We start from the raw sequence: 19,004 nt of genomic DNA, 5'->3' as shown, positions 1-19,004 counted from the left end.
TGTTCGCCACCTCGCCGCGAGGTCAGCGCGACCAGCGACGCAGCAGGCCGGCGATGCTGGCGCGGGGACGGGTTGAGCGGGCGGTGCTGGGCTGCGCGAGCCGCGTGATCTCGGTGATGTAGGCGCGCGCGTACTCCGGGGTGACCATGATTCCTTCTCTGTCGTTGCTTTGGATGTGTTGGCTGTATCGGCCCAACGCCGATGATCCTACCAGTATTCCTCGGCCTCGGCTTTCGATTCTTTAGCACTACGGGGCTTCGGCCTATGATGTGGTGATGGACGCGATCGACCGCCAGCTGGTGGCTGCGCTGCACGACAACGCCCGCGCCAGCTGGGCCGAGCTCGGGCGCTTGGTGGGCCTGTCGGGCCCGAGCGTGCAGGAGCGCGTGCGCCGCCTGGAGGACCGTGGCGTGATCCGCGGCTACCGGGCCGAGATCTCCCCGGACGCCGTGGGCCTGGGAGTCAGCGCGCTCGTCGACCTCTACCAGCGCGACGAGGTGCCCACCGAGGACGTCTCCGAGCAGCTGCGCGCCATCCCCGAGGTGGAGGACTGCTGGTACGTCGCCGGCGACGAGGAGTTCGTCGTGAAGGTGCGGGCGCAGGACGTCGCGGGCCTGGAGGCCGTCATCAGCAAGCTCCGCGGGGTGCGCGGCGTGGCCCGCACGCGCACGACGGTGGTGCTGTCCACGTACTGGGAGGGGCGCGGGCTGCCGCTGCCCCCGGCCGACCCGCCCGCGGGCGACCCGGGCGACCGGGACGACCAGGGCTCGTCGGCGCGCCCGTAGGCTGGACGACGTGACGGTCCTTCGCTACTCGCTGCTGCGCCTGATGCTCCTGCTGGGCGTGCTCGTCGCCCTGTGGCTGCTCGGGGGCCTGTGGGCGCCGCTGCGTGACCCGCTGCTGCTCGTCCTCGCGACCGCGGTGCTCTCGGTCGTGCTCTCCTACTTCGTGCTGCGCGGGCCGCGCGAGGCGATGACCCAGCAGATCGCCGACCGCGTCTCCGGCCGCCTCGCGCCCGCCCCCGCGGACGAGGACGCCGCCGCGGAGGACGCCGAGGCCGCGGGCCCGGTGCCGCCGTCAGCCGTGAAGCCGTCAGCTGCGGAGCCGTCAGCCGAGCGCGAGCCCCAGGCCCAGCAGCACGCCGTAGACGAGCTCGGCGCGCCCGGTGTCGCGCAGCACGGGGATGAGCCCGAGGCCGGTCACACCACCTCGGACGACGCGCACCGCCGGCCAGAGCAGCAGGGCTGAGGCGAGGGCGAGCAGCGCCCACGGGCTCCTGGCCCCCACGGCGACCGCCAGCACGAGCGGGACGGCGACGAGCGCGACGTACAGCCCGCGGGTGCGGGCGTCGCCCAGCCGGACGGCGAGCGTGCGCTTGCCGGCGACGGCGTCGGTGGGGATGTCGCGCAGGTTGTTCGCAACGAGGATCGCGCAGGCGAGGCTGCCGATCGCGACCGCGGCCGCCCAGCTCGCCCACGACAGCCGCCCGGCCTGCGTGTACGTCGTGCCGAGTACCGCCACCAGCCCGAAGAACACGAAGACGAACAGCTCGCCGAGACCGAGGTAGCCGTACGGGCGCGAGCCGCCGGTGTAGAACCACGCCGCGACGATCGCCAGCGCGCCCACCACCAGCAGCCACCAGGCGCTCGCCAGCGCCACCAGCGCGAGGCCGGCGACCGCGGCGACGCCGAACGCAGCGAAGGCGGCCGCCTTCACCGCGCGGGGCTCGGCCGCGCGCGAGCCGGTGAGCCGGAACGGGCCGACGCGGTCGTCGTCAGTGCCGCGGACGCCGTCGGAGTAGTCGTTGGCGTAGTTGACCGCCACCTGCAGTGCGAGCGCCACGACGAGCGCGAGCAGGGCGCGGACCAGGTCGAACCCGTCGAGGGCCGCGGCGGCGCCCGTGCCAGCGGCGACGGGAGCCACGGCCGCCGGCAGCGTGCGGGGTCGGGCACCTTCGATCCACTGCGCGGGGGTCGCCATGCGCACGATCTTCTCGTGCCGCCCCGCGCGGCTCGCACGCGGGTTGGTGCGCCGGTCAGGCGAGCCGTTCGGCCGCCAGGCGAGTGGCGGCGGCGCGGTCGGGCTTGCCGAGCGCCTTGTGCGGGAGGGCGTCGACGCTGACGAGCGCGCGCGGCGCCGCCGCCGCGCCGATTCGCTCGCTGGCCTTGTCGCGCAACGCCTCCAGGGGCGCCGTCCCCACCACGACGGCCACGACCCGCTGGCCCCACTCGACGTCGGGCACGCCCACCACGAGGCACTCCCGGACGCCGGGCACCTCGGCGAGCACGGCCTCGACCGCCTGGGGCGAGACCTTGCTGCCACCGGTGACGATGACGTCGTCGGCGCGACCGTGCACGGTCAGCCGGTCGCCGGCCAGGCTGCCGACGTCGTCGGTCTCGAACCAGCGAGTTCCGTTGCGCTGCAAGAACTTCGGCGACTCCGGCTGGAGGCGGTAGCCGCGTGCGACGACCGGGCCGCCGAGGCGGATGCGCTCGCCGACGTCGACGTGCACGCCGTCGAGCGGGACGCCGTCGTAGACGCAACCACCGCAGGTCTCGCTCATGCCATAGGTCGTCACGACGCTCACGCCGGTGCCCCGCGCGCGAGCGAGCAGGGCCGGCGTGGCGGCGGCACCGCCGAGCAGCACCGCGTCGAACGAGCGCAGCGCGTCCAGAGCGTCCGGCCCGGCGTCCAGGAGGCGCACGAGCTGCGTCGGCACCAAGGCGGTGTAGCGGCGGCCCGGCGCGCGCTCGATGAGCGCCTCGGTGGTCGCGACGAAAGCCCTGGCGCGGAACCCTTCTCGCAGATCGAGCAGCTGCGGGTCGGTGCCGGCCGCGATGGACCGCAGCAGCACCTGCACGCCGGCGACGTGGTGGGGTGCGAGGGCGAGCAGCCAGGTGCCGGGGCCGCCCAGCCGGTCGTACGTCGCGGCCGCCGAGGCCTGCAGCGCCGACGCGGGCAGCAGCACGCCCTTCGGCTCGCCGGTCGACCCCGAGGTGGCGACGACGAGAGCCGTGGGGTCGGTGTCGTCGTCCTCGCCCTCGCGCAGTGTCGTGCCGGCCTGCAGCGACGCGCGAGCGCGTACCGACGCAGGGTCGGCAGACGTCGGCAGGATCGCGTCGCCGCTGCCGTCGAGCGCGGCGGCCAGCAGGTCGAGTGCGTCGCGCAACGGAAGACCGGCGAGATCGACGGCGCTCAGCTGGCGGGACACGTCCTCAGGCTAGGTCAGGCGCCGCCTACTGCGTGTGCTGGGTGACGTTGATGATCGCGCCGTTGGGATCGCGGACGAAGAACCGCCGAAGTCCCCAGTCCTCGTCGGTGATCGGGTACGTGATCTCGGCACCGGCAGTGACCGCGCGCGCGTAGACCTCGTCCACGTCGTCGACCTCGATGGAGACGTCGGGATGCTGGTGCGCCTTGACGTCCAGCGACATGACGCTCAGCTGCACCTCGCGCTGGTCGGTGCCGAAGAACAGGATCCAGTCCAGGCCCTGGCCACCCTCGAGGCCGATGACCCCGGTGTAGAAGGCCCGGCTCGCGTCGAAGTCGCGCGACAGGATGTTCGGCTTGATCCGCTTGACCGCCACACCTGACCCTACTGCGGCGTGAGCGGGGGCCGGCTGGGGTCGCCGTCCGCGCCGCCCACCAGGCCGCCCTCGTACGCGACGACGACGGCCTGTACGCGGTCGCGCAAACCGAGCTTCATGAGCACTCGCGCGACGTGCGTCTTCACCGTGGTGTCACTGATGTACAGCTCGGCCGCGATCTCCGCGTTGGACAGTCCACGGGCCACCAGGCGCAGGACGTCCAGCTCCCGCGCCGTGAGCCGATCGAACGCGGGCTCTGGCACCTGCGGCCGCTCGTGCGCGAACCGGTCGACGAGTCGTCGCGTCAGTGCGGGTGCGAGCAGCGCATCGACACCACGAGCGACTTGGCGGACGGCGGCCACGATGTCCTCGGCGGCCATGTCCTTGAGCAGGAATCCCGACGCACCGGCGCGCATAGCGCGGTAGACGTACTCGTCCAGGTCGAAGGTGGTGAGCATCAGGACCTTGGTGACCGACGCCGAGGCCGTCAGCCGGGTCAGGGCCTCCAGCCCGTCGAGGCCAGGCATCTGCACGTCGAGGAGCAGGACGTCGGGCGTCGTCGCCGCCACGAGCGCGAGCGCCTCGGTGCCGTCGGCCGCCTCCCCGGTGACGGCGAGGTCGGTCTCGGCCTCGAGGATCATCCGCAGTCCGCTGCGCACCAGCGGCTGGTCGTCGGCGATGGCGACGCTGGTCATCAGCCCACCACGTGCGGGGTCCGCAGCGGGAGCACCGCTTGCACGGCGAATCCTCCGTCGGCGCACGGGCCCCAGCTGATCTCGCCGGCGCAGGCGGCGGCCTGCTCGCGGAGCCCGATCAGGCCGTGGCCGCCGCCGAGGATGCCGCTGGGCCGGGTGCCGGCGCCGTTGCGCACGACGATGGTGAGACGGCCGTCGTCGTGGCGCAGTCGCACGCTGGCCGGTGCGCCGCGCGCGTGGCGCAGCACGTTGGTCAGAGCCTCCTGGACGACGCGGTAGGCGAGCGCGTGCACCCGCGGGTCGAGCAGTCTGATGGACTCGAGCTCGGCTGGGTCCGTGCTCAGATCCACGCCCGCCGCGAGCGTGCGCTCCAGCAGCGACGGCAGGTCGGCACCGGTGGCATCCGGCTCGATCGAAGCGGCCGTCATGGCGGCGAGACCGTCGCGTGCGGCGGCGGCTACGGTCGCCATGATGACGCGCGCGCCGTGGGGGTCAGCGGCTGCGAGTCGTCGAGCCGCGCCCGCCTGGATCGCCACCACCGTGAGGCTGTGCCCGATCTGGTCGTGCACCTCGCGGGCGAGCCGCAGCCGCTCCTCGACGACGGCCCGTTGACGAGCCACGGTTTCCTGCCCTTCCAGCAGCCGGTTCGTGACGCGGCTGAGCTCGACCAGCCGACTCGCCTCGTTGACCGCCAGCCCACCGAGCCAGCACAGCAGGAGCATCACCGTCACGCCCAACGGGTCGGACACGCCGACGCCCGCAACCTGGCCGATCGAGCACGCCAGGAGGCCGAGCGCCGCTGCTCGTCTGGTCGACAGGGCGGCGACAGCGAACGCCGAGGCCACGGCGAGCGCCGCACCGCTGAGCATGCCGTCCATCGGGGCGACGAGGCGCGAGAAGGCCGTGGCGGCCACCCACAGGACGACGACGGCGGCCAGCGGGCGCCACCAGACCAGCATGAGGGGCAGGGTGAGCGCGAAGGCGGCCGTCACGGCAACTGCGGCCGGGACGGCGATAGGCACCGTCTGGGTCGACTCGAGGGCCAAACCCGCGCCGATGACTCCTGCACCGAGCACGGCCCACCGCTGGGCGACCGCCCTCAACGGCCCCAAAAACTCTGCTTGAGGTGGTGGTTCGGTGTGCGGGACTTCGACGGGTGCTGTCAGCGCCACGACCTCCTCACGCGTCCGGCTGAGCAGCTGTCGGGCGGCCTGTTCGACGTCCTCGGGCTCGGCGCCGGCGTCCACCTGGTCAGCGAGCCGGCGGAGGCCCCTCAGCAGGGTGGGCCGCAGATGCTCGGCAGTGCGCAGTCGTTCAGCGAGCACCGCGGCCTCGCGTCGTGCCTGCTGCTCATGCACTACCTGGGTGCGCTGGCGCTGGAGCGCGGCGAGCCGCTCACGTCGTGCGCGCACCGCACGGCCGACGGCGGTGGGCAGGACACCGACGAACGCCGTGACGAAGGCGACGCCGCTCACCAAGGACCATCCGTGCATGCTCGGGAGGTCGACCACGAGCACGACACCGAGAGGGAGCAGACCTCCGAGCATCACCACGCGGCCTCGACCGTGCGCGCCCAGCGAGTACGCCGACAGCAGGAGCGCCAGCATCCACACTCCGCCGCTGTCACTCGCGCCAGGCCAGACGCGGGCCTGCACCGTCGTCCCGGCCGCGGCCAGCGCGGTGATCACGACGATCGGCAACGTCGGGCGCACGCGGCGCAGGGCGAGGACGCCCAGCGCAGGCGCTCCGGCCGCGGCGAAGGCCAGCAGCGCGGGCGTCTGCCGATGCAGGGCGACGGCCTCGCCGAGGGCGGCCAGCACGAAGACCGCGGCAACCACCAGGTCGCCTCTGGTCAGGCCCGCACGCGCCAGCACGACCTCCAGCGTAGGCAGCGAAGGCCCTCTCGGCGTCCTCCTTGCGGATGACTGCACCAGGCGGACCCGCCTTCGGCCGTCAGGCGGACGACCCGGGGCCCGGTGCTGCCTAGCGTGGGCGGCATCCCTCGTGAAAGGACCTGTCATGACCACATCGACCCTGCAGCCCGCGGCGCGTACCGACGCGTCGTGGCTGCGGCTCACGCTCGCCGGCATCGCGTTCGCGATCGTCGGTCTCCTGATGATGGGGCTGGCGATGCTCTTGGTGCCGAGCGTCAACGAAGGGGGCGACTTCACTGGCGTCTCCGACTACGTCCTCACCGCGGCGGCGCTCCCGCAAGGGCTCGGGCTGTTGCTGACGGCTTTCGGGGTGCACCGTCTGCAGGGCGGCCGTGACGGTCGTCTGGGCAGCGCCGGGGTCTGGCTGTACGGGGTCTGCGTGACCGAGCTCATCATCCAGTGCATGGCCTCCGTGGCCGTGGGCTCCGAGCTGATCTGGGGGCCGCTCTACCCTGTGTGCGCCTTCGGTCTGATGCTCGGCCTCGCGCTCCTGGCGGCCGGCTCGTGGCGCGTCGGTCTCGTTCCGCGGTGGATGCTGGCGCTCTGGCCCCCGCTAGGGCTCGTGGGATCGTTCCTCGGCGTGGGTCCGATTCCGCTCGTGTTCGTCGGGTTCCTCGTGGCGCTGGCCGTGGTGCTGCGCGAGCGCGTCGGGCGCTGATCCTTCATCGACCCCCAGCGCGCACCGGCCGTCCTCGTCAACGGCAGCTCGCCGTCGGCTCAGGCCTCGTCGTCGGGCAGCGGTACGCGAAAGACCCTGAGCGAGAGCGCCAGCAGGTCGTAGTAGCCGGTGAGGGTCACGAGCTCGACGAGGCGCTCGAGGCCCAGGACGTCGCGCGCGAGCTCGAACTGCTCGTCGTCGAGGTCGCGGTGGTCGAGCAGCGCGACCACCGTGTCGCGGGTCACCGACTCGGTGGGCGACAGCGACGCGGGGCTCTGGTGGTCGCGCAGGGCGTCCAGCTCGTCCTGGGTCAGCCCCACCTGGCGGCCGACGCGTTCGTGCGCGTACCACTCGAACGCGCTGTCGCGGGCGGCGGCCAGGGTCAAGATGGCGATCTCACGGCAGCGATCCGACAACCCCGTCTCGAAGCGGATCGCCGCCCCCAGGCGCTGCAGCGCCATCCCCACCCCGGGGCTGGCCAGCATCGCGTTGAACGGCCCTTCCAGAGCGCCGTCAGAGTCGGTGAGCCGGAACAGCTGGGGCCCAGCGGCCCTCGGGCCGCCGGCGATGGCGTCGTACACCGCTCGGCGCTCCGGAGCCAAGGCGTCCGGCGCGTACTTGGGCAGTCGCTGGTGCACTTGTCCTCCCGTGGCCGGCCGCCGGACCCGTCCGGTCCGCGCTCCGCTGAGCCCGACGGCCACAGTGCACCACGCGACGTGCCCCGGTGCCGGCTGACCCTCCCTCGAGATCGCAGTAGTGGCCGATCGCGGCGTCCTCGGAGTGGCCGCTACTGCGACCTCGGCGACTGCGCCGGCTCAGTAGTACCAGGGGAACGCGGACCAGTCGGGGTCGCGCTTCTCGAGGAACGCGTCGCGGCCCTCGACGGCCTCGTCGGTCATGTAGGCCAGGCGTGTCGCCTCACCGGCGAAGACCTGCTGGCCCATCAACCCGTCGTCCGTGAGGTTGAACGCGAACTTCAGCATGCGCTGGGCGGTCGGGCTCTTGCCGTTGATCTCGCGGGCCCACTGCAGCGCAACGGTTTCGAGCTCGGCGTGGTCGGCCACCTCGTTGACGGCGCCCATCCGCTGCATGGTCTCGGCGTCGTAGGTGCGGCCGAGGAAGAAGATCTCTCGGGCGTTCTTCTGGCCCACCATCTTGGCCAGGTACGCCGACCCGTAGCCGCCGTCGAACGAGCCCACGTCGGCGTCGGTCTGCTTGAAACGCGCGTGCTCGCGGCTCGCGATCGTGAGGTCGCACACCACGTGCAGGCTGTGCCCGCCGCCCGCAGCCCATCCCGGCACGACGGCGATCACCACCTTCGGCATCGTGCGGATCAGCCGCTGCACCTCCAGGATGTGCAGCCGGCCGCCGGACGCCTTCACCCGCGCCTCGTCGACCGTGTCGGCCGTCTCGCCGGTCGCGTACTGGTAGCCGCTGCGGCCGCGGATGCGCTGGTCGCCGCCGGAGCAGAACGCCCAGCCGCCGTCGCGCGGGCTGGGGCCGTTGCCGGTGAGCAGCACGCAGCCGACGTCCGGTGTCATGCGCGCGTGGTCGAGCGCGCGGTAGAGCTCATCGACCGTGTGCGGGCGGAAGGCGTTACGCACCTCGGGCCGGTCGAAGGCGATGCGCACCGTGCCGGCGTCGCGGCCGTCCTCGACGGCCCGGTGGTAGGTGATGTCGGTGAAGTCGAAGCCCTCGACCTCTCGCCACGCCGACGGGTTGAAGATCTCGCTCACGCGCTCACTGGTCACATCGGCGAGGATAGGGGCGTGCTGCCCGACCTCGACGCCCTGCTGGCCGCCGCGCACGTCGTGAGCCTGCCGATGCGCGTGCGGTTCAGGAGCATCACGACCCGCGAAGCCGTTGTGCTGCAAGGGCCGCACGGCTGGGGCGAGTTCTCACCCTTCGTCGAGTACGACGACGCCGAGGCCGCGCGCTGGCTCGCGGCGGGAGTCGAGTCGGCGTGGTCGCCGCCAGTGTCGCGCGTGCGTGACGCCGTCCCGGTGAACGCCACGGTGCCCGCGGTGCCGGCGGCTGACGTGGCAGCAGTGCTCGAGCGCTTCGACGGCTGCCGGACGGCGAAGGTGAAGGTTGCCGAGCCGGGCCAGTCGCTGGCGGACGACGTCGTGCGCGTCGGCGAGGTGCGCCGGCTGCTCGGGCCCACCGGCCGGGTGCGGGTGGACGCCAACGGCGCCTGGAGCGTGGACGACGCGCTGCGGGCTGCCCAGGCGCTTGCGCCCTACGACCTGGAGTACCTCGAGCAGCCCTGCGCGACCCTCGACGAGCTGGGCGAGCTGCGGCGGGCGCTCGCCCGCTCCGGCGTCGACGTCCTCGTCGCGGCCGACGAGAGCATCCGCAAGGCCGACGACCCGCTGAAGGTCGCCGCCGCGGGCAGTGCCGACGTCGTCGTCGTGAAGGTCGCCCCGCTGGGGGGTGTGCGCGCCGCCCTCGAGGTGGCCGAGGCGTGCGGGCTCCCCGTCGTCGTGTCATCGGCGCTCGACACGTCCGTGGGTATCGCGGCAGGCGTCGCGCTGGCCGCCGCGCTGCCCGACCTGCCGTACGCCTGCGGGCTCGGCACCGTGGGGCTCTTCGAGCGCGACGTCGCGTCGACCCCGCTGCGGCCTCGCGCTGGTGAGCTCAGTGCCGCGGCGGCCAGTGCGGTGCACCCCGACCAGCTCGCCGACGTCCTGGCTGGCCCCGAGCGTCAGCGGTGGTGGCGCGACCGGCTGGCCCGCTGCCACGCCGTGCTCAGCGCACGATCCTGACCCCCGCCGCGTCGAGCACGGCCCACACCACCTTGCCACCGCCGGCAGCGGGTAGCGCCCCTGACGTCGCGGCCAGCGTCTGCACGATGCGCAGCCCGCGGCCGGACAGGCTGTGAGGGTCGACGGCCGGGGTCACCGGCGGCTCGTCGCCGCGGTCGCGGACGGCCACGCGCAGCCGACCGTCGTGCTCGGCCAGCTGGACGTCGACGTCGCCGTCGGTGTGCTGCACCGCGTTGGTCACCAGCTCACTGACGACCAGGGGCCCCGCTTCGAGGTGCTGCGGCACCTGCCAGTCCAGGCACGTGCGCGTGAGGAACGCCCTGGCCGCGCGCGCGGCGAGCGCGTTGCCCGTCACCGCCAGGACCGCCGTCCGCTGGGCGCCGCCCGTTCGCAGCTGCGACCACGCGTGCAGCAGGGACGACGAGCGCTGCAGGTGCCGCCCGCCCGGCCGGGCCGCCACCTCGGCCCAGCCTGCGTCGTCGGCCCAGACCACGACCACCGGCGTGGCCCGCCAGCGCGCGACGTGACGTCCCAGCCCCGCCAGCGCGGTCACGAGCGGCTCGTCGGCCGCGGCGTCAGGCGGCAAGGCGCACACCAGCCCCAGCGGGCACTCGGCCAGCGCGAGCTGCACGGTGAGGTCGAGGGCGGCCACGGCGTCCGGACCGGACTGCAGCACCTCGACCAGCCACACGCCGAGGTGCTGGTAGGCGGTGACCTCGTGCTGGCTGCCCAGCGTCACGCGGGCCGACCAGCTGGAGTCGGCCCAGCTGCGCTCTGAGGGGAGGGTCCGACCAGACCACGCAGGCGGTGCGATCGGTGTCATGGCCACTGCCTCGCATCCGAGCGCGGCACGGACGACTCCACGAGAACGCCCACCCACGCCTGCAGGAAACGTACGCCGGGCCGTCGCTCGGTGGAAGAGGTGCGGCAGGATCTCACCGTGAACCCGAGCACCGCCTGCGCCGAGGTCGTCGTCGACGAGCTCGTCCGCCACGGAGTACGCGACGCCGTCCTGTGCCCTGGCTCGCGGTCGGCCCCGCTCGCGTTCGCGCTGCACGGCGCCGACCGCGACCAGCGGCTGCGGCTGCACGTGCGCCTCGACGAGCGGGCCGCGGCGTTCCTCGCCCTGGGGCTCGCCAAGGGCAGCGGGCGGCCCGTGCCCGTCGTGACGACGTCCGGCACCGCCGTGGCCAACCTGCACCCCGCCGTGCTCGAGGCGTCGCACTCCGGCGTCCCGCTGCTGCTGCTCACCGCCGACCGGCCGCCCGAACTGCGCGGCACCGGCGCCAACCAGACCACCGACCAGCCTGGGATCTTCGGCTCCGCCGTCCGCTGGCAGCACGACCTCGGCACGCCCGACACGCGGCCCGGTCAGGTGCCGGTGTGGCGCTCGACGGTGTCGCGAGCGATCGCCGCTGCCACCGGCGTGCGCGGCGAGCAGCCCGGCCCCGTGCACCTCAACCTGCCGTTCCGCGAGCCGCTCGTGCCGGGCGAGGGCCCGGAGCTCGCCGAGCCCCTCGGTGGGCGTCCGGACGGCGCACCGTGGACCGCGCCGGTCACCGGACCGGTGGTGAGCCGCGTGCTGTCGGCCCCTCCCGTGCCCGACGACGGGCGGCGGACCCTGATGGTGGTGGGCGACCTGCCACTCGAGGACGTCGACTGGGGCGCCGCCGCGGCCGAGCTCGCGGCCTCGCGCGGCTGGCCGCTCATCGCGGAGCCGTCGAGCGGGGGAGCGCGCTCGCACGCGCTGCCCCACGGCACGCTGCTGCTCTCGGCGACGGACTGGATGGCGTCCCACCGGCCGGAGCGGGTCGTCGTCGTCGGGCGGCCCACGCTCGCCCGGCCGGTGTCGCGGCTGCTCGCCGACCCCGGTCTCGACGTCGACCTCGTCGTGGCGCCGGGGCCCTGGCCGGACCCCGCGGGACGCGCCCGTTCGGTGCTTCCGCTGGAGTCGCTGCTCGTGCAGGGCGGCGGCGCGGCAGCCGAGGCGTCCGGCTGGGTCGCCGAGTGGGCGGACGCCGCGTCCCTCGTGTCGGCCGCCGTGGCGGGTCCGGTGGCCCAGAGCTGGCCGTCCGGGGTCGCCGTGGCCCGCACGCTCACCGGCGCCGTGGCCCCGGACGCCCAGGTCTTCGCCGGGTCGTCGAACTCCGTGCGCGACCTCGAGCTCGCCGCGACGCCCGGGCCGCGGGTGGTCGCCAGCCGCGGTCTCGCCGGCATCGACGGGTGCCTGTCGACGGCGTCCGGGCTGGCGCTCGCGAGCGAGCGGCCGACGTACGCGCTCGTGGGTGACCTGACGTTCCTGCACGACGTCGGCGGGCTGGTGGTGGGGCCGCCCGAGCTGCAGCCCGACCTCACCGTCGTGGTGGTCAACGACGACGGCGGAGGGATCTTCTCCCTGCTCGAGCCGGGGGCGTCGCAGCACGCCGCGGCGTTCGAGCGGGTCTTCGGGACGCCGCACGATGCCGACCTGGCCGCGCTGAGCCGGGGGGCCGGTGCTCGATTCACCAGCGTGTCGGCGCCCGACGAGCTGGCCGAGGTGGTCGCGGCGCCGCCGAGCGGCCTGCACGTCGTCGAGGTGCGGGTCGACCGCACCGGGCACCGCGACCTGCACGCGCGGCTGCGCGCGCTGGCGGCCGACGCCCTGCGCTGACTGCGTGGGCCGGTCAGGCCGCGGCGGGGTGGCGCGAACCAGCCTGGGTGGCGCACACCAGCCTGGGCGGCGGAAGGGTGGGGCTCAGGCGCGGTCGAGGGCGTCGCGCATGGGCACGAGCTTGGCGTCGGACTCCGCGAGCTCGCGCGCCGGGTCCGACCCCGCGACGATGCCGCAGCCGGCGAACAGCCGCACCCGGTGCGGGTCGGCGCCGTCGAGCTCGGCACAGCGCAGCGCGATGCCCCATTCGCCGTCGCCGCGGCCGTCGGTCCAGCCGACCGGGCCGGCGTACCGACCGCGGTCCATGCCCTCGAGCTCGCGGATCAGCTCGACGGCGGCCGCGGTGGGCGTCCCACCCACGGCGGCCGTGGGGTGCAGCGCCGCCACCAGCGTGAGCGACGTCGCGCCGTCCGACAGCACACCCGCGACGTCGGTGGCCAGGTGCATGACGTTCGGCAGGTGCAGCACGAACGGCGCCTCGGGCACGTTCATCGACGTGCAGTGCGGTGCGAGGGCGTCCGCGAGCGAGCGGACGGCGTACTCGTGCTCCTCGAGGTCCTTGCTCGAGCGCGCCAGCGACGCGGCGAGCGCCAGGTCGTGATCGTCGTCGCCGGTTCGGCTGATCGTGCCGGCGAGCACGCGGGAGTGCACCAGGCCCCGCTCGAGGCGCACGAGCAGCTCGGGGGTGGCGCCGACGAGTCCGTCGACGGCGAACGTCCAGCAGCCGGGATAGCTCTCGGCGAGCCCGCGCAGCAGCCAGCGGGGGTCGACGGGATGCGCGGTGCGGGCCTCCAGGTCACGCGCCAGCACCACCTTGTCGACGTCGCCGCGCGTGATGCGCTGCACCGCCTGCGCGACCACGCCTTCCCAGTCGGCGCCGGACATCGTGCCGTCGGCGTACGTGACTGCGCCCGGCGCGCGCGCCTCGTGGCGTGCCAGGCTGGCGGCGGCCGGCAGCGCCCCCTGCGTGGCGGTGGTCGTGACCCACCAGCGCCCGCCGCGGTGCCCGACGACGACCGCGGGCACCGCCAGCACGCTGCCGGGCGACCCGGCGTCGAAGGTGAAGGAGCCGAAGGCCACCGGCCCGGTGCCCGGCAGGTCGACCTCGTCGCGGACGACGGCGCCGGACACGGTCTCGGCCCACCACCGCTGGGCCTGCTCGAAGCGGTCGTCGCCCCGGGAGGCGAAACGAGCCGCCTCACCCCAGCCGACGAGTCCCTCGCCGCGGCGCACCCACGAGACGCAGGGCTCGTCGGGCAGCAGGTCGAGCAGGGGGCCGGGGTCGTCGAGCGCGACGGTACGCACGACGAGCGGTGCGGCGGCTCCGGACGCGGCGACGGTCACGTCGATCAGCGTAGGCGGCGCCCGCCCGGTGTGCCCCACGCAGGGTGCGCTGGCGTGCATGATCACGCCAGGAGGGCGGGCGTGATCATGCACGCCAGCGCACCGGGCCTCGCCGGGCCAAGGCCGCGTGCGCGAGGATGGCGCCGTGACCCGAGCCCACCTCGACAAGCGCCCCGACGAGGTCGCCGCGATGTTCGACACCGTCGCCGCGCGCTACGACCTCACCAACGACGTGCTCAGCCTGGGCCAGGACCGCCTGTGGCGTCGGGCCGTCGGTCGCGCCCTCGACCTGCGGCGCGGCGAGCGCGTCCTCGACCTCGCAGCCGGCACCGGCACGAGCAGCGAGCCCCTCGTGGCGGCCGGCGCCGACGTGGTGCCGGCCGACTTCTCGCTCGGCATGCTGCGCGTCGGCAAGCGCCGACGTCCGGACCTGCAGCTCACCGCGGGCGACGCCACGCGCCTGCCCTTCGCCGACGGCTCGTTCGACGCGGTCACCATCTCGTTCGGCCTGCGCAACGTCGTCGACACCGGCGCCGCCCTGCGCGAGATGCTGCGCGTGACTCGACCTGGGGGCCGGTTGGTCATCTGCGAGTTCAGCCACCCCGTGTGGGGGCCGTTCCGCGCCGTCTACGTCAACTACCTCATGCGGGCGCTGCCGCCGATCGCGCGCCGCGTGAGCTCCAACCCCGACTCCTACGTCTACCTCGCCGAGTCGATCCGCGACTGGCCCGCGCAGGAGCAGCTGGCCGGCCTGCTACAGCAGGCCGGCTGGGCCGACGTCGCGTGGCGCAACCTGTCGGGCGGCATCGTCGCGTTGCACCGTGCGGTGCGGCCCGCCTGATCATCGCCGTCTCCGGATGCGGACCCGGCCAACCCCGGCTTGACTGGCCTCTCGAAGCACCCGCGTCGACACGGACGCCGACCGAGGAGGCAGGCATGGGAGCCGACGACAAGCTGAACAACACCGGCGAGGACCTCAAGGGCAAGGCCAAGGAGGCCGCCGGCAAGCTCACCGACGACGAGCGCATGGAGGCCGAGGGCAAGGGCGACCAGTCCAAGGCCGACCTGAAGAACGCCGGCGAGAAGGTCAAGGACGCGTTCAAGCACTGAGCGTCCTGACCCCGAGATCGTGATGGCGACCGGCTCCCCGACGGGGGGGCCGGTCGCGTCGCGTCCGGCTGGCCTAGACTCACCGATGCGTTCGTGAAGCCGATCACAAGCGGTGGACGGCGCACCGCGGCCCCCGTCCGCCCGGCCGCCTCCGGCGGCCCTAGGATGAGGTCGCTTCGGGCCCTGTGGGCTGCCCTGCGGCCACCAGGCCGCGAGTCGCCCGGCAGTCACCGCCCGAGCCACGCAACTGACGAGACAGAGGGGAGCGAGACGGCGTGAACCCCTACGTGCCGATTCTCGTCCTGTTCGCTTTGGGAGCAGGCTTCGCGGTGTTCTCCGTGGCCGCCGGCTCCGTGGCGGGCCCCAAGCGCTACAACCGCGCCAAGGTCGACGCCTACGAGTGCGGGATCGAGCCGTCCCCGCACGCGGCGGGCGGTGGCCGCTTTCCGGTCAAGTACTACCTGACCGCCATGCTCTTCATCATCTTCGACATCGAGTCGGTGTTCCTCTTCCCGTTCGCGGTGGGGTTCCAGCGGCTGGGTGTCTTCGCGCTCGTCGAGATGGTGCTGTTCATCCTCACCGTGTTCATCGCGTACGCCTACGTGTGGCGACGCGGCGGACTGGAATGGGACTGAGGCCTTCATGGGTATCGAGGAGAAGCTCCCCGCCGGCTTCCTGCTGACGACCGTCGAGTCGCTCGCGGGATACATGCGCAAGAGCTCGGTGTGGCCGGCGACGTTCGGTCTGGCCTGCTGCGCCATCGAGATGATGGCCGTCGGCACGCCCGACTACGACATCGCCCGCTTCGGCATGGAGCGGTTCAGCGCCACGCCGCGCCAGGCCGACCTGATGATCGTGGCCGGCCGGGTGAGCCAGAAGATGGCCCCCGTCGTGCGCCAGGTCTACGACCAGATGCCCGAGCCCAAGTGGGTCATCTCGATGGGTGTCTGCGCGAGCAGCGGCGGCATGTTCAACAACTACGCGATCGTGCAGGGCGTCGACCACATCGTGCCGGTCGACGTCTACCTGCCCGGCTGCCCGCCCCGGCCGCAGATGCTGCTCAACGCGATCATCACCCTGCACGAGCAGATCCAGAGCATGCCGCTCGGCGTCAACCGCGAGCAGGCGGCTCGGGCCGCCGAGGCCGCGGCGCTGCAGTCGACGCCCACCGAGCACATGCACGGGCTGCTGCGATGAGCGACGCGACGAACGAGCCCGGCCGGAAGGACGACGTGAGCGAGCCCCGCGAGGCCGACGAGAAGGCCGCTGGCCAGACCAAGCCGACCTCGGCGGTGGCCCAGGAGGCCGCCCCGACGACGGCCGAGGTGCACAAGTCGCCGGTCGACCAGCCCGAGGTCACGCACGCCGAGGTCGTCGACGTCCGCACGGGCATGTTCGGCGTCCAGGACGCGGGTGACACCTCCGGCTACGGCGGTCTCGTGCGCCCCGTGGTGTTCGCCGCTCCGGCGCAGCGCCCGCTCGACGGGTGGTGGGAGGACGCCGTCACCGACCTCGAGGCGGCGCTGGGCGACGAGGGCGTGACCTTCGACGACGCGATCGAGAAGGTCGTGGCCGAGCTCGGCGAGCTCACGCTGTTCGTGCGGCGCGAGGCGCTGCCCGTGGTCGCGCGCACCATGCGGGACGAGCCGAGCCTGCGGTTCGAGATCTGCACCGGCGTGAGCGGCGTGCACTACCCGCACGAGACCGGCCGCGAGCTGCACGCCGTCTACCACCTGCTGTCGATCACCCACGGCGCCCGCCGCGTGCGGCTCGAGGTCGCCTGCCCGGACGGCGACGCCTGGATCCCGTCGGTCATCGACGTCTGGCCGGGCAACGACTGGCACGAGCGCGAGACGTGGGACATGTTCGGCATCGTCTTCCGGGGCCACCCGGCGCTCACCCGGATCCTCATGCCCGACGACTGGCCGGGCCACCCCCAGCGCAAGGACTACCCCCTCGGCGGCATCCCCGTCGAGTACAAGGGCGCGCAGGTACCGCCGCCCGACGAGCGGAGGTCGTACAGCTGATGAGCGACCAGACCATCACCCCCGGCGCCACCCCGGACTCCCAGCGCGTGGACGCCGACCCGTACGGCGCCACGGACGCCGGCGCACCCCTCGAGGGCGCGGTGTTCAACGCCTCCGGCGGCGACTGGGACGACGTCGCCGAGGAGGCGGCCGCCCTCGGCGAGGAGCGCATCGTCGTCAACATGGGGCCCCAGCACCCCTCCACCCACGGCGTGCTGCGGCTCATCCTCGAGATCGACGGCGAGAGCGTCACCGAGGCCCGGGCCGGCATCGGCTACCTGCACACCGGCATCGAGAAGAACATGGAGTACCGCACCTGGGTGCAGGGCGTCACGTTCTGCACGCGCATGGACTACCTCACGCCCATGTTCCAGGAGGCCGCGTACTGCCTCGGCATCGAGAAGCTGCTCGGGGTCACCGACCAGATCCCCGAGCGGGCCTCGATCATCCGCGTGCTGATGATGGAGCTCACGCGCATCTCCTCCCACCTGGTGGCCACGGCCACCGGCGGTATGGAGATGGGCGCCACCACCGTCATGACGGTCGGCTTCCGCGAGCGCGAGCGCATCCTGGCCGTGATCGAGAACATCACCGGCCTGCGGATGAACAACGCCTACGTCCGCCCCGGCGGGGTGGCGCAGGACCTGCCGCCGGGCGCCATCGACCGCATCCGCGACATGGTGCCGGCCGTGCGCGCCGGTCTGGGTGAGCTCGAGGCGCTGCTCAACGAGAACCCCGTGCTCAAGGGCCGCATGGTCGACGTCGGCTACCTCGACCTCACCGGCTGCATCGCCCTCGGCGTCACCGGCCCGGTGCTGCGCTCGACGGGCCTGCCGCACGACCTGCGCAAGGTCGCGCCGTACTGCGGGTACGAGACCTACGACTTCGAGGTCATGACCCGCGACACCTGCGACGCCTACGGGCGCCTGCGGATCCGCCTCGACGAGTGCTACGAGTCGCTCAGCATCATCGAGCAGGCGGTCGACCGGCTGCAGAACACGTCCGGGCCGGTGATGATCGACGACAAGAAGATCGCCTGGCCCGCCCAGCTCGCCATCTCCTCCGACGGCATGGGCAACAGCCTCGACCACATCAGGCACATCATGGGCACCTCGATGGAGGCCCTGATCCACCACTTCAAGCTGGTCACCGAGGGCTTCCGGGTGCCGGCCGGCCAGGTCTACCAGGCCGTGGAGTCGCCGAAGGGCGAGCTCGGCGTCCACCTGGTGAGCGACGGCGGCACGCGTCCCTACCGCGCGCACTTCCGCGACCCGAGCTTCAACAACCTGCAGGCCACGGCCGCGATGTGCGAGGGCGGCCAGCTGGCCGACGTCATCGTCGCCGTCGCCTCGATCGATCCCGTCATGGGAGGGGTGGACCGCTGATGCCCGCGGACGACCAGGCCACGTTCGCCGTCGCAGGCGCCGCCGAGGGGGCGGACGCCTACCCCGACGACGTGCGCACCCGGCTGGACGCCGACAGCGCCGAGATCATCGCGCGTTACCCGCAGGCCCGCTCGGCGCTGCTGCCCATGCTGCACCTCGTGCAGAGCGAGGACGGCTTCGTCAGCCAGCGCGGCATCGAGTACTGCGCGCAGCGCCTCGACCTCACCACCGCCGAGGTGGCCGGCGTCGCGACGTTCTACACGCAGTACAAGCGCCACCCCAACGGCACCTACACCGTCGGCGTCTGCACCAACACGCTGTGCGCGATCATGGGCGGCGACGCGATCTTCGACTCCCTGTCGCAGCATCTCGGCGTCGGTCACGACGAGACGACCGACGACGGCGCCATCACCCTCGAGCGCGTCGAGTGCAACGCGGCCTGCGACTACGCCCCCGTCGTGATGGTCAACTGGGAGTTCTTCGACAACCAGACGCCGTCGTCCGCCCGCGACCTGGCCGACCGGCTGCGCGCCGGTGACGCGGTGCAGCCCACCCGGGGCCCGAGCCGGGTCTGCACCTTCAAGCAGGTCTCGCGCACGCTCGCCGGTTTCCCTGACGGCCTGGCCGACGAGGGCCCCGGCGCCGGCGAGCCCACCCTGCGCGGCCTGCAGCTGGCCCACGAGAAGGGCTGGACGGCGCCCCAGACCTCCGCCCCCAACGCGGGAGCCGCATCCGAGCAGGTCGCCGCCGAGCACGTCGCCGACCCTGCCCACCCCAGTGCCAACGACGCCGCCATCGCCTCTGGCACGCAGGGCGCCGCGTCCACCCAGCCCGCGAAGGAGGACTGAG

At 73.3% G+C, this 19,004-nt stretch carries 21 protein-coding genes and 1 pseudogene; 12 read left to right on the top strand and 10 right to left on the bottom strand.

Annotated elements, in window-relative coordinates; all coding sequences use genetic code 11:
* Positions 1-22 precede the first annotated feature (22 nt).
* On the bottom strand, positions 23-148 hold the full coding sequence (locus ASD06_RS19775) for a hypothetical protein (RefSeq protein WP_255354486.1): 126 nt from the start codon (positions 146-148) through the stop codon (positions 23-25).
* 127 nt (positions 149-275) lie between these two features.
* Between ASD06_RS19775 and ASD06_RS09050 the strand changes: the two genes are divergently transcribed.
* Complete coding sequence (locus ASD06_RS09050; protein WP_056675989.1) at positions 276-785, top strand: Lrp/AsnC family transcriptional regulator; 510 nt, start codon at positions 276-278, stop codon at positions 783-785.
* A 10-nt stretch (positions 786-795) separates the two neighbouring features.
* Positions 796-996: pseudogene (locus tag ASD06_RS19770) on the top strand (DUF4229 domain-containing protein); the annotation flags it as partial.
* Positions 997-1,107: 111 nt separating this feature from the next.
* Here the strand turns inward: ASD06_RS19770 and ASD06_RS09045 are convergent.
* Genes ASD06_RS09045 through ASD06_RS09025 form a run of 5 tightly spaced genes read right to left on the bottom strand, consistent with a single transcriptional unit; the run spans position 1,108 to position 6,156 of the window.
* The gene (locus tag ASD06_RS09045) at positions 1,108-1,980 is read right to left on the bottom strand and encodes a 1,4-dihydroxy-2-naphthoate polyprenyltransferase (RefSeq protein ID WP_056675988.1); all 873 of its coding nucleotides are present in this window, start codon (positions 1,978-1,980) and stop codon (positions 1,108-1,110) included.
* Between the two features lie 55 nt (positions 1,981-2,035).
* On the bottom strand, positions 2,036-3,211 hold the full coding sequence (menE, locus tag ASD06_RS09040; protein WP_056675987.1) for an o-succinylbenzoate--CoA ligase: 1,176 nt from the start codon (positions 3,209-3,211) through the stop codon (positions 2,036-2,038).
* Positions 3,212-3,236: 25 nt separating this feature from the next.
* On the bottom strand, positions 3,237-3,587 hold the full coding sequence (locus ASD06_RS09035; protein WP_056675985.1) for a VOC family protein: 351 nt from the start codon (positions 3,585-3,587) through the stop codon (positions 3,237-3,239).
* Positions 3,588-3,595: 8 nt separating this feature from the next.
* Entirely contained in the window at positions 3,596-4,285 is a 690-nt protein-coding gene (locus ASD06_RS09030) for a response regulator transcription factor (protein WP_162248065.1), read from the bottom strand.
* Positions 4,282-6,156, bottom strand: coding sequence for a sensor histidine kinase (locus ASD06_RS09025; protein WP_056675979.1), 1,875 nt, complete (start codon positions 6,154-6,156; stop codon positions 4,282-4,284). Before ASD06_RS09025 ends, ASD06_RS09030 begins: the two co-directional genes overlap by 4 nt.
* 145 nt (positions 6,157-6,301) lie before the next feature.
* On the opposite strand from ASD06_RS09025, the gene ASD06_RS09020 reads away from it, so the two are divergent.
* On the top strand, positions 6,302-6,874 hold the full coding sequence (locus ASD06_RS09020; RefSeq protein ID WP_056675977.1) for a hypothetical protein: 573 nt from the start codon (positions 6,302-6,304) through the stop codon (positions 6,872-6,874).
* 59 nt (positions 6,875-6,933) lie between these two features.
* Here the strand turns inward: ASD06_RS09020 and ASD06_RS09015 are convergent, their stop codons facing one another.
* The gene (locus tag ASD06_RS09015; RefSeq protein ID WP_056675973.1) at positions 6,934-7,512 is read right to left on the bottom strand and encodes a carboxymuconolactone decarboxylase family protein; all 579 of its coding nucleotides are present in this window, start codon (positions 7,510-7,512) and stop codon (positions 6,934-6,936) included.
* Positions 7,513-7,689: 177 nt separating this feature from the next.
* On the bottom strand, positions 7,690-8,625 hold the full coding sequence (locus ASD06_RS09010) for a 1,4-dihydroxy-2-naphthoyl-CoA synthase (protein WP_200941982.1): 936 nt from the start codon (positions 8,623-8,625) through the stop codon (positions 7,690-7,692).
* An 18-nt stretch (positions 8,626-8,643) separates the two neighbouring features.
* Between ASD06_RS09010 and ASD06_RS09005 the strand changes: the two genes are divergently transcribed.
* The gene (locus ASD06_RS09005; protein ID WP_056675970.1) at positions 8,644-9,639 is read left to right on the top strand and encodes an o-succinylbenzoate synthase; all 996 of its coding nucleotides are present in this window, start codon (positions 8,644-8,646) and stop codon (positions 9,637-9,639) included.
* Here ASD06_RS09005 and ASD06_RS09000 read toward each other — a convergent pair.
* A complete protein-coding gene (locus ASD06_RS09000) occupies positions 9,623-10,378 on the bottom strand; it encodes an ATP-binding protein (protein ID WP_056675967.1) in 756 nt (251 codons plus the stop codon). The two genes, ASD06_RS09005 and ASD06_RS09000, sit on opposite strands and share 17 nt — an antisense overlap.
* Before the next feature lie 201 nt (positions 10,379-10,579).
* Here ASD06_RS09000 and menD point away from each other — a divergent pair, with 201 nt between their 5' ends.
* Positions 10,580-12,289 (top strand): 2-succinyl-5-enolpyruvyl-6-hydroxy-3-cyclohexene-1-carboxylic-acid synthase, encoded by a 1,710-nt coding sequence (gene menD, locus ASD06_RS08995; protein WP_056676445.1) that lies wholly within the window; start codon positions 10,580-10,582, stop codon positions 12,287-12,289.
* Positions 12,290-12,373: 84 nt separating this feature from the next.
* On the opposite strand, the gene ASD06_RS08990 is transcribed toward menD, so the two are convergent.
* Positions 12,374-13,642 (bottom strand): isochorismate synthase MenF, encoded by a 1,269-nt coding sequence (locus tag ASD06_RS08990; protein WP_056676442.1) that lies wholly within the window; start codon positions 13,640-13,642, stop codon positions 12,374-12,376.
* Positions 13,643-13,778: 136 nt separating this feature from the next.
* Between ASD06_RS08990 and ASD06_RS08985 the strand changes: the two genes are divergently transcribed.
* The 7 genes from ASD06_RS08985 to nuoE all read left to right on the top strand — a co-directional run bounded on the left by ASD06_RS08985 (position 13,779) and on the right by nuoE (position 19,003).
* A complete protein-coding gene (locus ASD06_RS08985; protein ID WP_056675964.1) occupies positions 13,779-14,474 on the top strand; it encodes a demethylmenaquinone methyltransferase in 696 nt (231 codons plus the stop codon).
* A gap of 95 nt (positions 14,475-14,569) precedes the next feature.
* Entirely contained in the window at positions 14,570-14,743 is a 174-nt protein-coding gene (locus tag ASD06_RS08980; RefSeq protein WP_056675961.1) for a CsbD family protein, read from the top strand.
* Between the two features lie 275 nt (positions 14,744-15,018).
* On the top strand, positions 15,019-15,378 hold the full coding sequence (locus ASD06_RS08975) for an NADH-quinone oxidoreductase subunit A (RefSeq protein WP_056675957.1): 360 nt from the start codon (positions 15,019-15,021) through the stop codon (positions 15,376-15,378).
* A 7-nt stretch (positions 15,379-15,385) separates the two neighbouring features.
* Positions 15,386-15,940: an NADH-quinone oxidoreductase subunit B family protein gene (locus tag ASD06_RS08970; protein ID WP_056675953.1), complete on the top strand. Its 555-nt coding sequence runs from the start codon at positions 15,386-15,388 to the stop codon at positions 15,938-15,940.
* Positions 15,937-16,770, top strand: coding sequence for an NADH-quinone oxidoreductase subunit C (locus tag ASD06_RS08965; protein WP_082537863.1), 834 nt, complete (start codon positions 15,937-15,939; stop codon positions 16,768-16,770). The genes ASD06_RS08970 and ASD06_RS08965 overlap by 4 nt, the downstream gene beginning before the upstream one ends.
* Positions 16,770-18,155: an NADH-quinone oxidoreductase subunit D gene (locus tag ASD06_RS08960; protein WP_082537862.1), complete on the top strand. Its 1,386-nt coding sequence runs from the start codon at positions 16,770-16,772 to the stop codon at positions 18,153-18,155. The genes ASD06_RS08965 and ASD06_RS08960 overlap by 1 nt, the downstream gene beginning before the upstream one ends.
* Positions 18,155-19,003 (top strand): NADH-quinone oxidoreductase subunit NuoE, encoded by an 849-nt coding sequence (nuoE, locus tag ASD06_RS08955; protein ID WP_056675951.1) that lies wholly within the window; start codon positions 18,155-18,157, stop codon positions 19,001-19,003. Before ASD06_RS08960 ends, nuoE begins: the two co-directional genes overlap by 1 nt.
* Position 19,004: the final 1 nt, after the last annotated feature.

This window comes from Angustibacter sp. Root456, from assembly GCF_001426435.1.
GTDB lineage: Bacteria > Actinomycetota > Actinomycetes > Actinomycetales > Angustibacteraceae > Angustibacter.
The sequence above is the reverse complement of the archived record's forward strand: the minus strand, read 5'-3'. Positions and strand labels throughout refer to the sequence as shown.